This window comes from Pseudorhodoferax soli, assembly GCF_003337555.1.
Lineage (GTDB): Bacteria > Pseudomonadota > Gammaproteobacteria > Burkholderiales > Burkholderiaceae_C > Pseudorhodoferax > Pseudorhodoferax soli.
Window position 1 is genome coordinate 386,245 of record NZ_QPJK01000007.1, and the last position, 13,989, is coordinate 400,233.

A 13,989-nucleotide genomic window follows, 5' to 3' on the forward strand; every position below is an offset into this window, starting at 1 on the left:
GTTGACGCGCCTCCATTTCCGGACGTCGCCGAGCCGCCGGCGCGCTACCTCATGCGCCCACCGCTGGTGGTGGACTGCAGCATGCTGGCAGGCAGGTTGTTCCACGAAGAGTGGAAGCAGCAAGCCGCCGACATCGTCGCGGGGCGCACCCTGCACGCCCCGCAGTTGCTGGTGACGGAGATCACCAGCGTTGCGCTCAAGAAGCACAAGCGCGGCATGGCGGAGATCGCGCTCGAAGCGCCTGCAGGCTTTTGCCCTTCTGGACATCCAACTGCATGCAGTGGCCCAACCGGCTCAGGTATTGGCCCTGGCCCTGCGGTACCAGCTCAGCGCCTGCGACACCAGCTACCTCTGGCTGGCGTCCGAACTCAAGGCCCCGCTTGCAACTTTCGACCAGCTCTTGGTCACAGCCGCCGGTGAGCACCTGGGCAGCCTGGACTGATCAGCCCGCCGCCAGCCTCGCCAACGCCTGCGCGGTGGCCGCATCGGCCGGAAAGAACGACTCCACCGCCAGTTCCTGCAGCGTCACATCCACCGGCGTGCCGAAGATAGTCGTGGTGCTGATGAAGCTCAGGATGCCGGCCTCGGTGCGCAGCTGGAACGGCACCACCACGCTGGACAGTTCGCCACCGCCCGCCGTGGCCACATGGCCGGCATCGCCCACCGGATAGGCCGCCAGCTCGTCGTGCAGGGCCTGCAGCACCGCGTCGCCCGTGGCCGCGATCTGCTGCTGCAGCCGCTCGAGCAGGTGCGCGCGCCACTGCGCGAGGTTGGCGATGCGGCTGGCCAGGCCTTGCGGATGCAGCGACAGCCGCAACACGTTGACGGGCGGCTGCAGCAGTTCGGGCGCCGCGCCGGCCATCAGCAGCGGCACGATGGCGTTGGCCGCGACCAGGTGCCAGTGCCGGTCCACCGCCAGCGCCGGGTATGGCTCGTGGCCCTTGAGCACCAGATCCACCGCGCGGCGCGCAGCCGCCAGCGCCGGGTCGTCCAGGCCCCGCTGCCGGTACATGGGCGCAAAGCCGGCCGCCACCAGCAGCGCATTGCGCTCGCGCAGCGGCACCTCCAGCCGCTCGGCCAGGCGCAGCACCATCTCGCGGCTGGGCGTGGCGCGGCCGGTCTCCACATAACTCAGGTGGCGCGTGGAGATCTCGGCCTCGTTGGCCAGGTCCAGCTGGCTCATGCGCCGGTGCTGGCGCCAATGGCGCAGGTGCAGGCCGAAGGGATCGCGGGCGCCGGGCTGGCGCAGGGCATGGGAGGGGCTGTGCATGGCGTGATTCTGGTGCCGCAGGTGCCATGCGCCCATGACCTGCGACGTCATGGCTTCGCAACGCCGCCTGCACAACCATGCGGTCCAACGCCAGGGGATGGTCCCAGGGCGTACAACCCCAAGGAGTTCCGCCATGTCTTCCCTCTTCGCCTCGCCCCGCTTCCTGTCCCGCGTGATGTGGGCCGATGCCGCCTCCTGCGCCGCCACCGGTGCCCTGCAGGTCGGTTTCACCGACGCGCTGGCCCGGCTCACCGGCCTGCCCGGCGGCCTGCTGGTGGGCACCGGCCTGTTTCTGCTGGCCTACGCCGCGGCGGCCGCCGCCATGGCCCGCCGCGCCACGCCGCCGCGCACGCTGATCGCCCTGGTGGCTGTCGGCAACTTCGGCTGGGCCGCGGCCTGCGCGGCGCTGCTGGCCAGCGGCGTCTTCGCCGTCACGGCGTTGGGCGTGGCCTGGGTCGTCGCCCAGGCCGTGACCGTGGTGCTGCTGGCCGAGGCGCAGTGGATGGGCTTGCGCGCCACACGCCAGCCGCGTGCCGGCCTGGCCGCTTCGGCCTGAAGGCGGACCAATCCCCCGGGGGCGGGGGAACCAAATATGGACAATTGCGCCCCATGAGCGCAACGCCCCTGCCCCACAACCCCTCCATCTGGGCCACGCTGCGTTACCGGCAGTTCCGCGCCCTGTGGAGCAGCGGCGGCGTCTACTTCATCGGCAACGCCATGCAGACCATGGCCGGCGCCTGGATGATGGTGGAGCTGACCGGCTCCTCCTTCCTGGCCGCCCTGGTGCAGACGGCCGTGTTCCTGCCCATGTTCCTGCTGTCGCTGCCGGCCGGCGTGCTGGCCGACATCACCGACCGGCGCCGGTTGATCCTCACCGCGCTGGTGGTGCAGGCCATCGCCGGCACGCTGATGGCCGTGCTGGTGCTGGCCGGCATCGGTGGCCCCGGCACGCTGCTGTTCATGATCTTCGTGGCGGGCTGCTGCACGGCGCTGCTATCGCCGGCCTGGAACTCCACCATCGCCGACTCGGTCACGCGCGCGGACCTGCCGCAGGCCATCACCTGCGTGTCCATTGCCTACAACGCGGCGCGCGCGGTCGGTCCGGCGCTGGCCGGCCTGGTGTTCACGCTGGTGGGCGGCGCCTGGAACTTCGCGCTGGCCGTGGTGGCCGTGGTGGTGATGGCGCTGGCGATCCGGCGCTTCCCGCCCAAGCCGCACCCGCCCTCGCGGCTGCCGGCCGAGCGCCTGTGGGGCGGGATGATGGCCGCGCTGCGCTTCGCCTGGCATTCGCAGACCGTGCTGGCCCAGCTGGTGCGCACCGTGGCCTACGCCGGCGCCGGCTCGGCGCTGTGGGCGCTGCTGCCGACCATCGGCGCGCAGAAGCTGGGCCTGGGCGCCACCGGCTACGGCATGCTGATGGGCTGCCTGGGCACGGGCGCCGTGCTGATCGGCCTGGTCGTGGGCCAGCTGCGCCACCGCGTGGGCCTGGAGAAGCTCGTCGCCATCGGCTGCGTGGTCTATGCCGCCGTCAACCTGATCGCCGCCTTCGCGCCCTGGCCGGCGCTGGTCTACCTCTCGCTCGTCGCAGGCGGCGCGGCCTGGATGGCGGTGATGTCCACCTTCAACACCGCCACCCAGACCAGCGTGCCGCCCTGGGTGCGCTCGCGCGCGGTGGCCATGCACACGCTGTGCGCGCTGGGCTCGTTCGCGCTGGGCTCGGCCTTCTGGGGCGCCATGGCCGACATCACGGGCCTGACCTTCACGCTGGTGGTCGCCGCGGCCACCATGGCCGCCGGCCTGCTGCTGGGCAAGCCGTTCCCGTTGCGCATGGGCGATGCACAGGACGTGACGCAGACCACGCCCTGGGACGAGCTCTACGTCTCCAAGGAGCCCGCGCCCGAAGCCGGCCCCGTCGCCATCGAGATCGGCTACCGCATCCGGCCCGAGGACGCCGCCACCTTCCTGGAAGCCACCAGCCTGCTGCGCGCCCACCGCAAGCGCGACGGCGCGACCTTCTGGCGCGTCTACCGCGACCTGGCCGATCCCTCGCGCTACGTGGAGCGCTTCATCGTGAGCTCCTGGGCCGACTACCTGCACCAGCGCGCGCGCCACACGCAGGCCGACCACGAACTCGAAGCGACGGTGCGCGCCTTCGTGCTGCCCGGCGAGGCGGTGGAGATGAAGCACTACCTGGCCGAAGCCTGAGATTCCATGCGGTTCATCGACGCCGCGGCCGTGCACGCCGCCCTGCCCTTTGCGCACCTCATCGACACGCTGCGCACAGCCTTCGCCACGCCCTGCATGGTGCCGCTGCGCCACACGCACGCGGTCGACGCGCGCTTCACCTCACTGATCATGCCGGCCTGGACCGCGCGCCACTACGGCGTCAAGGTCATCAACATCGCGCCCGGCAATGCGGCGCTGGGCCTGCCCGGCCTGCACGCGAGCTACCTGCTGCACGACGCGGCCACGGGCGTGCCGCTGGCGCTGCTCGATGGCGACGCCATCACCGCGCGGCGCACCGTCGCGGCCTCGGCGCTGGCCGCTTCGTTCCTTGCGCGCGAGGACGCGCAGCACCTGCTGGTGGTCGGCGCGGGGCGGCTCGCGCGGCTGCTGCCCGCTGCCTTCGCCGCGGTGCGCCCGATCCGCCGCGTGACGGTGTGGGCGCGTTCGTCCCCGCAGGCCACGGCGCTGGCCGCCAGCCTGCGCGAGGACGGCTTCGATGCGCTGGCCGCGCACGACCTGCCGACCGCCTGCGCCGCCGCCGACATCGTCAGCTGCGCCACGCTGGCCACCACGCCCGTGGTGCAAGGCGCCTGGCTGGCCCCGGGCAGCCACCTGGACCTGATCGGCAGCTTCTCGCCCGCGATGTGCGAGGCCGACGACGCCTGCTTCGCCGCGGCCGGCGTCTACATCGACACGCCGGAGGCTCTGCAGAAAAGCGGCGACCTGTTGGGCCCGCTGTCGCGCGGCGTGTTCCGCGCCGAGGACGTGCGCGGCACGCTGGCCGACCTCGTGGCGGGCAGCGCCCAGGGCCGCCGCGCGGCCGGCGAGCGCACGGTGTTCAAGGCCGTCGGCACCGCCTTGGAAGACCTGGCGGCGGCCGTGGCGGTGCTGGAGGCGGAAGAACAGGCCGCGGCTACGCGTCGACCTTGACCTTGCCGTCGCGGACCACCTTGCCCCACTTGGCGGTCTCGCTGGCGATGAACTGCGTGAACTTCTCGCGCGTGCCGCCGCCGTCTTCCGCGCCGTAGGTGTCCAGCCGCTCCTGCACGTCGGGCATGGCTAGCACGGTGTTGACGTCGCGGTTGACCTTGTCGGCGATCGGCGTCGGCAGCTTGCCGGGGCCGACCAGGCCGTACCAGGTGGTGGCCTCGAAGCCTTCGAAGCCCTGCTCCTGCATGGTCGGCACGCCGGGGTGGCCCTTGGCGCGGCGCGTGCGCGTCTGCGCCACGGCCACCACCTTGCCGCTCTTCACATGCGGCGTGGCCGCCGTCATGGTCTCGAAGCTGTACTGGATCTGGTTGCCCATGAGGTCGGCCAGCAGCGGGCCGCTGCCCTTGTAGGGCACGTGCATGGCGTCCAGCCCGCCCTGCAGCTTGAACATCTCCAGCGCCAGGTGCTGGGCCGAACCGGCACCGGCCGAGCCGAAGCTGACCTTGCCGGGCTCGGCCTTGCACAGCGCCACGATGTCCTTGAGCGTGGTGGCCTTCTGGCCGGGGCCGGCGATCAGCAGGTTGGGCGTCACGCCCACCATGACGATGGGCACGAAGTCGCGCTGCACGTCGTAGCGCAGCTTGGGCTGCAGGCTGGGCGCCAGCGCATGGCTGTTGATGTGCGCCATCAGCAGCGTGCTGCCGTCGCTGGGCTGCTGCGACACGTACTCGGCCGCCAGCACGCCGGCCACACCGGGCTTGTTCTCGACGATGACCGACTGGCCCCACATGGCCGTGAGCTTCTGCGCCACCACGCGCGCCAGCGCGTCGGTGCCGCCGCCGGGCGGGAAGCCCACGACGATGCGCACCGGGCCGGAAGGCCAGTCCTGCGCGAACAGGGAGGGGGCGCCGAGCGTGGCCGCCGCGGCGCCCACGGCCTGGATCAGGGAACGTCTTTGCATCGTGTGTCTCCGGGTGTGTTGGGATGCCGCGAACGCTTCAGGCGGCGTTCTTGCGTGGCAAGGGAGCGGGATGACCGGCGAAGTGGTCCATGGTGGCCTGCACGCCGCTGCCGGCCAGCTTGACGCCGGCCAGCTTCAAGCCCATCTCGACGCCGGCCACCATGGCCACCAGCGTGAGGTCGTTGCTGTCGCCCAGGTGGCCCATGCGGAACATGCGGCCCTTGAGCTTGCCGAGGCCCGTGCCCAGCGACAGGTCGAAGCGCTCGTGGATCAGCTTGCGCAGCGCGTCGGCGTCCACGCCCTCGGGGGTGATCACGCCCGTCAGCACGGGCGAGTAGACGGCCGGGTCGGCGCACTGGATCGGCAGGCCCCAAGCGTTGACGCCCGCGCGCACGCCGGCGGCCCAGCGCTGGTGGCGTGCGAACACGTTCTCCAGCCCTTCGCCCAGCACCATGTCCAGCGCCTCCGACAGGCCATACAGCAGGTTGGTGCTGGGCGTGTAGGGCCAGTAGCCGGTCTTGTTCATCTCGACGATCTCGGCCCAGTCGAAGAAGGCGCGCGGCAGCTTCGCTGACTTGGACGCCTCCAGCGCGCGCGGCGACAAGGCGTTGAAGCTGATGCCGGGCGGCAGCATCAGCCCCTTCTGCGAGCCGCTGACCGTCACGTCCACGCCCCACTCGTCATGGCGGAAGTCGGCGCTGGCCAGGCCCGAGATGCTGTCGACCATCAACAAGGCGGGATGGCCGGCCGCGTCGATCGCCTGGCGCACCGCTGCGATGTCGGATGTCACGCCTGTGGAGGTCTCGTTGTGCACCACGCACACGGCCTTGATCTTCTTCTCGGTGTCCTTGCGCAGCCGCGCCTCGATGAGCTCGGCCTGCACGCCGCGGCGCCAGCTGCCGGCGTTGGGCAGGTGCTCGTCGCGGCCCTCCCAGGCCAGGAACTCGGTGGCGATGCCGAGCTTGGTGGCCATCTTGTTCCACAGGCTGGCGAAGTGGCCGGTCTCGTACATCAGCACGTGGTCGCCGGGGCTCAGCGTGTTGAGCAGCGCGGCCTCCCAGGCGCCGGTGCCCGAGGCCGGATAGATCACGACAGGATGTTTCGTCTTGAAGATCTGCTGGATGCCTGACAGCACCTTGAGCCCGAGGCCGGCGAACTCCGGGCCGCGGTGGTCGATGGTGGGCAGGCTCATGGCCCGCAGGATGCGGTCGGGCACCGGGCTGGGGCCGGGGATTTGCAGGAAGTGGCGGCCGGTCGGATGGATGTCGAGCTGGAGCATGTCGGGTCCTTGTTGCTGTGGGAATTTTTGCATTCAAAAAACATTCACAGGGCATGGATAACCCTAGGAGTCCCCTGAACGGCAACGAACAATTTGAATGCAAAATCCATTCGTTAGAGGAAACGCATGGCCGACATCATCGAAATCTCCCGTCTCGCGCTGCACGACCAAGTCGCAGCGCGGCTGCGCACCATGCTGGTGGAGGGCCGCATCGCGCCCGGTGCCAAGCTCAACGAACGCGAGCTGTGCGAGCAGCTGCGCGTGTCGCGCACGCCGCTGCGCGAGGCCATCAAGCTGCTGGCGGCCGAGGGCCTGGTCGACCTGCTGCCCAACCGCGGCGCCGTGGCCGTCAAGCTGACCGAGGCGGACGTGCTGAACACCTTCGAGGTGCTGGCCATGCTGGAGGGCCAGTCGGGCGAACTGGCGGCGCAGCGCATCACCGATGCCGAGCTGGCCGAGCTGCGCGCCCTGCACTACGAGATGCTGGCCTGCCATGCGCGGCGCGATTTGTCGGGCTACTACCGGCTCAATGCGCTGATCCACACGGCCATCAACGCCGCCGCGCGCAACCCGGTGCTGGCCAGCACCTACCGCGCGATCAACGCGCGCGTGCAGTCGCTGCGCTTTCGCACCAACCAGGACGAGGCCAAGTGGCAGCACGCCGTGCAGGAGCACGAGCAGATGGTCGATGCGCTGCAGGCGCGCGACGCCGCCGGGCTGCGCCAGGTGCTGGTGGCCCATGTGCTGCGCAAGCGCGACACCGTGCTCGCGCTGCTGCGCGCGGGCGAGATCTATCCGATCGCCGCCGCGGCCCGGAAAAACTAGGAACACCCCATGCAGATCGAACCCGCAAGCGCCCTGCTCCCGGCCGGCACCGTGCTGCCGCCCAACGAAACCTGCGAGGCGCTGGCGCGCCGGTTGCGCGCAGAAACCGAGGGCGAGGTGCTGTTCGACACGGGATCGCGCGGGCGCTATGCCACCGACGCGTCCATCTACCAGATCATGCCGGTCGGTGTGCTGGTGCCCAAGACCGCACGCGACGTGGCGCTGGCCATCGACATCGCACGCGACCTCAAGGTGCCGGTGCTCGCGCGCGGCGGCGGCACCAGCCAGTGCGGCCAGACCACGGGAGCGGCGCTGGTCATCGACAACAGCAAGCACCTGCGCCGCGTGCTGGACGTGGACGTGCAGGCCCGTACCGCCACGGTGGAGCCCGGCCTGGTGCTGGACCACCTGAACGCACAACTCAAGCCGCACGGCCTGTGGTATCCGGTCGACGTGTCGACCAGCGCCCAGGCCACGCTGGGCGGCATGGCCGGCAACAACTCTTGCGGCTCCCGCTCGATCGCCTACGGCAACATGGTGCACAACGTGCTGGGCGCACAGGCCTGGCTGTCGGATGGCGAGCTGGTGAACTTCGGGCCCGTGGCCGGCCTCAGCGGGCGCGCAGCCGCCATCGCCGACCACGTGCGCAAGCTCGCGGCGCAGCACAGCGCCGAAATCGCCGCACGCTGGCCCAAGGTGATGCGCCGCGTGGCGGGCTACAACCTGGACATCTTCTACAACCAGAGCGAGAAGCCCTACACCAGCGACGGCAGCGTGAACCTGGCGCACCTGCTCATCGGCTCGGAAGGCACGCTGGCCGTCACGCGCAGCCTCACGCTGAAACTCGCCGAACTGCCGCGCGCCAAGGTGCTGGGCATCGTCAACTTCCCGAGCTTCCATGCGGCCATGGACGCGGCGCAGCACATCGTCAAGCTCGGGCCCACGGCGGTGGAGCTGGTCGACCGAACGATGATCGAGCTGGCGCTGGCCAACCCGGCCTTCCGCCCCACAGTGGAGACCGCGCTGATCGGCAAGCCCGCGGCCATCCTGCTGGTGGAGTTCGCAGGTGGCGACAAGGCCGCGCTGCTGCCGCAACTGCGCGGGCTGGTCGAGCTCATGGGCGACCTGGGCTTGCCCGGCAGCGTGGTGCAAATGCCCGACGACGCACCGCAGAAGAACCTGTGGGAGGTGCGCAAGGCGGGCCTCAACATCATGATGAGCTTGAAGGGCGACGGCAAACCCGTGAGCTTCATCGAGGACTGCGCCGTGCCTTTGGCCCACCTGGCCGAGTACACCGATGCGCTGACGGAGGTGTTTGCCAAATACGGCAGCCGCGGCACCTGGTACGCGCACGCCTCGGTCGGCACGCTGCACGTGCGGCCCATCCTGGACATGCGCACCGACGGCGGCGCCAAGATGCGCGCCATCGCCGAAGAGGCCAGCGCGCTGGTGCGCAAGTACAAGGGCGCGTTCAGCGGCGAGCACGGCGACGGCCTGTGCCGCGGCGAGTGGATCGAATGGCAGTTCGGGCCGGCGATCAACGCGGCCTTCCGCGCGATCAAGCAGAACCTCGACCCGATCGGCCTGTTCAACCCCGGCAAGATCATCGACCCGCCCAAGATGGACGACGCGGCGCTGCTGCGCTTTGCGCCACCGCAATCGCCGCGCCCGTACAAGCGCATCGAACTGAAGCCCGTGCTCGACTGGTCGGCCTGGAACGTTCAGGCCGACCCGGTGACGGAGGTGACCACGGCCCCCGGCACGGGTGGCGACAGCACCGGCGGCTTCGCCAAGGCCGTCGAGATGTGCAACAACAACGGCCACTGCAGGAAGTTCGATGCCGGCACTATGTGCCCCAGCTACCGCGTGACGCGCGACGAGCAGCACCTCACGCGCGGGCGCGCCAACACGCTGCGCCTGGCGCTGTCGGGCCAGCTGGGCCCCGATGCCTTCACCAGCGACGCCATGCACGACACCATGGACCTGTGCGTGGGCTGCAAGGGCTGCAAGCGCGACTGCCCGACCGGCGTGGACATGGCGAAGATGAAGATCGAGTTCCTGGCCCACTACAAGAACAGGCACGGCCACACGCTCAAGGACCGCCTCATCGCGCGCCTGCCCGACTACGCGCACGCGGCGAGCCGCATGCCCTGGCTCATGAACCTGCGCAACCGCATGCCGGGCGCGGCCTGGCTGGGCGAAAAGGTGCTGGGCCTGTCGGCCAAGCGTTCGCTGCCGGCCTGGCGCAGCGACACCTTCTGGCGCGCACGCGATGCCTCACTGTTCTCCAGCCGCGATGCCGTGCTGGCCGCAGCCCAGGCCGGCCAGAAGACCGCCGTGCTGTTCGTCGACACCTTCAACGGCACCTTCGAGAGCGAGAACGCGCTGGCCGCCGCACGCGTGCTGCACGCCGCGGGCTATCTGCTGCACACGGTGGAGAAAGCCGGCGGCCACCACTGCTGCGGGCGCACCTACCTGGCCAGCGGCATGGTGGACGAAGCGCGCGCCAAGGCATCGGCGCTGGTCGACGCGCTGGCGCCGCTGGCCGAGGCCGGCATCGCCATCGTGGGCCTGGAGCCCTCGTGCCTGCTGACGCTGCGCGACGAGGCGCTGGTCATGGGCCTGGGCGACAAGGCCGTCAGCGTGTCACAGCAGGCCTTGCTGTTCGAGGAGTTCATCGCACGCGAGGTCAAGGCGAGCCGCTTCGCCCTTGCGCTGCAGCCGGCCGGCAAGCCCATCCTGCTGCACGGCCACTGCCACCAGAAGGCCTTTGGCGCCGTCACGCCGATCCTCGATGTGCTGAAGCTCATCCCGGGCGCCAAGCCCGAGCTGATCGAGAGCAGCTGCTGCGGCATGGCCGGCAGCTTCGGCTACGAAGCCTCGCACTACGAGGTGTCCATGCAGATGGCCGAGGCGAGCCTGTTGCCCGCGGTGCGCCGGCAGCCCGATGCCATCGTGGTGGCAGACGGCACGAGCTGCCGGCACCAGATCGCCGACGGCGCCCAGCGCGCAGCGGTGCACGTGGCGGTGCTGCTGGACCGGCTGCTGCCAGCGCGCTCCTGACCTGCACATGGCCCCCAGGCTTCACGCCTGGGGTCGGACAAGCGCTGTCCAGCGCTGCCCGCATCGACAGCGGAGACCTGCCTACCAGGGCGTGGATCTGGCGGGCACCGGCAGCGCTCAACCACGCAGTAATCTGCATACAAACCTATTTCCACGCAATATTGAAAACATTTGCAACAGTTTGAGAACCGTCGCGGTTTTCTCTGATGATGGCCGCGCCTGAGGATGCGAGAAACGCTCGAGGCACCCATGGAGACTCGGGTTTACCAGCAAGGACATACAAGATGAAGAACATTGGCCGATGGATGCGTTACGTGCTGCTGGTGGCAGCCGCCCTGTCCGGCGTGATGGCGGCGCAGGCCCGCCCGCTGGCGGACATCCAGAAAAACGGCAAGATCATCATCGCGACGGAGGGGCAGTTCGCGCCGTTCAACTTCTTCCAGGGCACGAAGCTCAGCGGCTTCGAGGTCGAACTGGCCGAACTGGTGGCCAAGAAGATGGGGCTGGCCGTCGAATGGAAGGCCCTGGGCTTCGACGCACTGCTCGCCGGCCTGCGCCAGGACCGCTGGGACCTCGTGATCGCCTCGCATGGCATCACGGAAGAGCGCAGCAAGGCCGTGAGCTTCACCAGCCCGCACTACTGCTCCGGTGGCCAGGTGGTGGCCATGGACGCGGCCATCAAGACCGGTGCCGACCTGGCCGGCAAGGTGGTCGCCGTGCAGACCGGCACCACCTACCTGGAGAGCGTCAAGAAGCTGCCCGGCATCAAGGAGGTGAAAAACTTCCCCAAGGACACGGACGCCCGCTCCGCCCTGGTGAGCGGCCGTGTCGATGCCTGGGTGACCGACCGCTTCGTGGTCAAGCAAGCCTTTGCGAGCGCTCCCAACGCGGGGCTGAAGGCGGGTGACATGGTGTTCATCGAGCAGATCGCCGCCGCCGTGGCCAAGGGCAATACCACGCTGGCTGCCGGCTACAACAAGGCGCTGGCCGAAGTGATGGCCGACGGCAGCTACGCTGCCCTGTCGGCCCGCTACTTCGGCGAAGACGTGCGCTGCAAGTAGACCGGGGAACATCCCTTGACCTGGACACTCCCTGGCTGGCCCGCCAGCTGGAGCAGGCCTGCGCGCAGCAACGCCACCATGCTGGCGGCCAGCGCCGCGCTGGTGCTGCTGCTGTGGCTGATGGCCCAGGTGCTGGCCCTGGCGCCCGAGCCGATCGGCCCCAACGCGCAGGCCTTCGCCGACGGAACATGGGTGACGGTGCAGCTCACGCTGGTCTCCGGCATTGCCGGCGTCGTGCTGGGCCTGCTGGCGGCCCTGGCCAAGCTGTCACCGCTGCCGCCGCTGCGCTGGCTGGCCGCGCTGTACATCTGGGTGGTGCGCGGCACGCCGCTGCTGGTGCAGGTGCTGTTCGTGTACTTCGCACTGCCGGCGCTGGTGCCGGCCCTCAAGCTCAGTGACTTCGCATCGGCCTGCATCGCGCTGGCCCTCAACGTGGGCGCCTACAACGCCGAGGCGATCCGCGCCGGCCTGCAGGCGGTGCCAAGGGGCCAGGTGCAGGCGGCCCAGTCGCTGGGCATGTCCGCGTGGAGCAGCTTCGCGGGCATCGTGTTCCCCCAGGCGATCAAGATCGCGCTGCCCTCGGTGGTCAACAACGTCGTGTCGCTGCTCAAGGATTCGTCCCTGGCCTATGCCATCGGCGTGGTCGAGCTGACCAACGTGGGCAACCGGCTGCAGGCCGTCACCTTCGAGCCATTGCCCACGCTGGTCACCACGGCCCTGGTCTACCTGGTCCTGACCACTGTCCTCACGCAGCTGGCCGGTGCGCTGGAGCACCGCTATGACGTGGAAGGGCGCAGGCCATGAGCGCAGCGCCCGGCAGCCCAGCCAGGTGCCCGCCCGCATGCACCGGTTCCCGGCCCGCCGCGCAGGCCAGGCCAGGCCAGGCGCGCATTCCATTCCCTTCCCTCCCGAGAAACAAGGCATCGCCATGAAAAGAAGCATCAAGACCCTGGGCAGCCTGGCCGCCGCCGCCGTCTCTGTCTCCGCGGTCTGCCTGCCCGCCGCAGCCCAGTCGGCCAAGGACTTCGAGGAGCTGCGCAACGAAGTCATGCGGCTGCGCAACGAGCTCAATGAGATCAAGGCCCAGAAGGCAGCGGTCCCGGTGGCAGCACCGGCGGCATCGGCCAGTGCAGATGCGGCACTGAACGATCGCCTTGGCGCGGTCGAGCTGCGGCAGAAAGACGCCGTGGTGGCGGGCGACATCCCGGGCAGCTTCCGGCTGCCGGGTTCGGACACCTCGCTCAAGATCTACGGCTATGTCGAACTCAATGCCATCCACGACTTCAAGGGCGACAACTCCGGCAACGACTACTCGACCTTCCTGCCCTACGTGCCGCTGGACGGATCGACGGCGCGCAGGAACCAGACCCTGATCCACGCGCGCACCTCGCGCCTGGGCATCGAATCGTCCACGCCCACCGCGTATGGGCCGCTGGGCATCAAGGTCGAGGGCGACTTCAACAACGACCCGCGCCTGGGCAACAGTGCCGCCGGGGAAAGCGTGCAAACCATCCTCACGCAGCAGGCCACCAACTCCTACGGCTTCCGGCTGCGCCACGCCTACGGCAGCTTCGCGGGCTTCACCGTCGGGCAGACCTGGTCGACCTTCATGGACGTGGACAACGCGCCCGAGACCGTGGACTTCAACGGCCCGATCGGATCGACCTCCATGCGCCAGGGCCTGATCCGCTACACCTACGCCACGCCCGACACGGGCAACTGGACCGTGGCCCTGGAGAACCCGGACAGCTATGCCTACGACGCAACCGGCTCTGTCGTGAAGGATGGCCTGTCGACAGCGCCCGACGTGGTGCTGCGCTGGGACAAGGGCTTCGACTGGGGTGCCGCCAGCGTGCGCGCCATGACGCAGCAGATCAAGGTCGTCAACGACAGCGTGCACGCCTCCAAGCGCGGGTACGGCCTGGCGGCCACCACGCTGATCAAGATGCGCGGCGGGCAGGATGCGCTGAGCCTGGGCGCCACCTATGGCGAAGGCATCGGCCGCTACTTCAACTACATCGAGGGCGCCTTCCTCGACGAGGCCCGTAACAGGGTGCTGACCGAGCGCGTGGGCGGCCTGGTGGTGGGCTACCAGTACAAGGCCAGCGACATCCTGCGCTTCAACTTCGTCGGCGGCTGGCAGCGCAACTTCAACAACGCCTACACCGATTTCGCGCAGGCGAACGGCCTGGGCACCGGCCGCTACGGCATCAACCGCAGCATGTACCAGCTGCATGCGGGCCTGATCTACAACCCGGCGAAGAACGTGGACCTGGGCCTGGAGTACATCCTGGGCCAGCGCAAGACGCTGACGGGCGAAAAGGGCGACCTGTCGCGCCTGAACATGCTGGCCCGCTACACCTTCAACTGAGCG

At 69.5% G+C, this 13,989-nt stretch carries 12 protein-coding genes; 9 read left to right on the forward strand and 3 right to left on the reverse strand.

The window, feature by feature from the left end; all coding sequences use genetic code 11:
* Window positions 1-280: 280 nt before the first annotated feature.
* On the forward strand, window positions 281-442 hold the full coding sequence (locus DES41_RS37975; protein WP_147282956.1) for a PIN domain-containing protein: 162 nt from the start codon (window positions 281-283) through the stop codon (window positions 440-442).
* Here the strand turns inward: DES41_RS37975 and DES41_RS24855 are convergent, their stop codons facing one another.
* Complete coding sequence (locus tag DES41_RS24855) at window positions 443-1,270, reverse strand: helix-turn-helix domain-containing protein (RefSeq protein ID WP_114470443.1); 828 nt, start codon at window positions 1,268-1,270, stop codon at window positions 443-445.
* A 133-nt stretch (window positions 1,271-1,403) separates the two neighbouring features.
* On the opposite strand from DES41_RS24855, the gene DES41_RS24860 reads away from it, so the two are divergent.
* From DES41_RS24860 to lhpI, 3 genes are read left to right on the forward strand one after another with little or no spacing between them, the layout of a single operon-like run.
* Window positions 1,404-1,826: a hypothetical protein gene (locus DES41_RS24860; protein ID WP_114470344.1), complete on the forward strand. Its 423-nt coding sequence runs from the start codon at window positions 1,404-1,406 to the stop codon at window positions 1,824-1,826.
* Between the two features lie 53 nt (window positions 1,827-1,879).
* The gene (locus DES41_RS24865) at window positions 1,880-3,475 is read left to right on the forward strand and encodes an MFS transporter (protein ID WP_114470345.1); all 1,596 of its coding nucleotides are present in this window, start codon (window positions 1,880-1,882) and stop codon (window positions 3,473-3,475) included.
* A gap of 6 nt (window positions 3,476-3,481) precedes the next feature.
* A complete protein-coding gene (gene lhpI, locus DES41_RS24870; protein WP_114470346.1) occupies window positions 3,482-4,426 on the forward strand; it encodes a bifunctional Delta(1)-pyrroline-2-carboxylate/Delta(1)-piperideine-2-carboxylate reductase in 945 nt (314 codons plus the stop codon).
* On the opposite strand, the gene DES41_RS24875 is transcribed toward lhpI, so the two are convergent.
* Window positions 4,410-5,387, reverse strand: a complete 978-nt coding sequence (locus tag DES41_RS24875) for a Bug family tripartite tricarboxylate transporter substrate binding protein (RefSeq protein WP_114470347.1) — start codon at window positions 5,385-5,387, stop codon at window positions 4,410-4,412. The genes lhpI and DES41_RS24875 overlap by 17 nt on opposite strands.
* Before the next feature lie 37 nt (window positions 5,388-5,424).
* On the reverse strand, window positions 5,425-6,666 hold the full coding sequence (locus DES41_RS24880; protein ID WP_114470348.1) for a pyridoxal-phosphate-dependent aminotransferase family protein: 1,242 nt from the start codon (window positions 6,664-6,666) through the stop codon (window positions 5,425-5,427).
* A gap of 126 nt (window positions 6,667-6,792) precedes the next feature.
* Here DES41_RS24880 and DES41_RS24885 point away from each other — a divergent pair, with 126 nt between their 5' ends.
* From DES41_RS24885 to DES41_RS24905, 5 genes are all read left to right on the forward strand, one after another.
* Window positions 6,793-7,491: a GntR family transcriptional regulator gene (locus DES41_RS24885; protein WP_114470349.1), complete on the forward strand. Its 699-nt coding sequence runs from the start codon at window positions 6,793-6,795 to the stop codon at window positions 7,489-7,491.
* 9 nt (window positions 7,492-7,500) lie between these two features.
* On the forward strand, window positions 7,501-10,554 hold the full coding sequence (locus tag DES41_RS24890; protein ID WP_114470350.1) for an FAD-binding and (Fe-S)-binding domain-containing protein: 3,054 nt from the start codon (window positions 7,501-7,503) through the stop codon (window positions 10,552-10,554).
* Between the two features lie 305 nt (window positions 10,555-10,859).
* Window positions 10,860-11,615 carry an ABC transporter substrate-binding protein gene (locus DES41_RS24895; RefSeq protein ID WP_114470444.1) on the forward strand — a complete coding sequence of 252 codons (756 nt, stop codon included), beginning with the start codon at window positions 10,860-10,862 and terminating at the stop codon, window positions 11,613-11,615.
* Window positions 11,616-11,693: 78 nt separating this feature from the next.
* The gene (locus DES41_RS24900; RefSeq protein WP_114470351.1) at window positions 11,694-12,419 is read left to right on the forward strand and encodes an amino acid ABC transporter permease; all 726 of its coding nucleotides are present in this window, start codon (window positions 11,694-11,696) and stop codon (window positions 12,417-12,419) included.
* A gap of 124 nt (window positions 12,420-12,543) precedes the next feature.
* Window positions 12,544-13,986, forward strand: a complete 1,443-nt coding sequence (locus tag DES41_RS24905; RefSeq protein WP_114470445.1) for a DcaP family trimeric outer membrane transporter — start codon at window positions 12,544-12,546, stop codon at window positions 13,984-13,986.
* Window positions 13,987-13,989: the final 3 nt, after the last annotated feature.

Bases quoted from the DNA above. Each gene is read 5' to 3' on its own strand.
- DES41_RS24855 (WP_114470443.1), bottom strand. From the start codon at position 1,270: ATGCACAGCCCCTCCCATGCCCTGCGCCAGCCCGGCGCCCGCGATCCC.
- DES41_RS24860 (WP_114470344.1), top strand. From the start codon at position 1,404: ATGTCTTCCCTCTTCGCCTCGCCCCGCTTCCTGTCCCGCGTGATGTGG.
- DES41_RS24865 (WP_114470345.1), top strand. From the start codon at position 1,880: ATGAGCGCAACGCCCCTGCCCCACAACCCCTCCATCTGGGCCACGCTG.
- lhpI (WP_114470346.1), top strand. From the start codon at position 3,482: ATGCGGTTCATCGACGCCGCGGCCGTGCACGCCGCCCTGCCCTTTGCG.
- DES41_RS24875 (WP_114470347.1), bottom strand. From the start codon at position 5,387: ATGCAAAGACGTTCCCTGATCCAGGCCGTGGGCGCCGCGGCGGCCACG.
- DES41_RS24880 (WP_114470348.1), bottom strand. From the start codon at position 6,666: ATGCTCCAGCTCGACATCCATCCGACCGGCCGCCACTTCCTGCAAATC.
- DES41_RS24885 (WP_114470349.1), top strand. From the start codon at position 6,793: ATGGCCGACATCATCGAAATCTCCCGTCTCGCGCTGCACGACCAAGTC.
- DES41_RS24890 (WP_114470350.1), top strand. From the start codon at position 7,501: ATGCAGATCGAACCCGCAAGCGCCCTGCTCCCGGCCGGCACCGTGCTG.
- DES41_RS24895 (WP_114470444.1), top strand. From the start codon at position 10,860: ATGCGTTACGTGCTGCTGGTGGCAGCCGCCCTGTCCGGCGTGATGGCG.
- DES41_RS24900 (WP_114470351.1), top strand. From the start codon at position 11,694: ATGCTGGCGGCCAGCGCCGCGCTGGTGCTGCTGCTGTGGCTGATGGCC.
- DES41_RS24905 (WP_114470445.1), top strand. From the start codon at position 12,544: ATGAAAAGAAGCATCAAGACCCTGGGCAGCCTGGCCGCCGCCGCCGTC.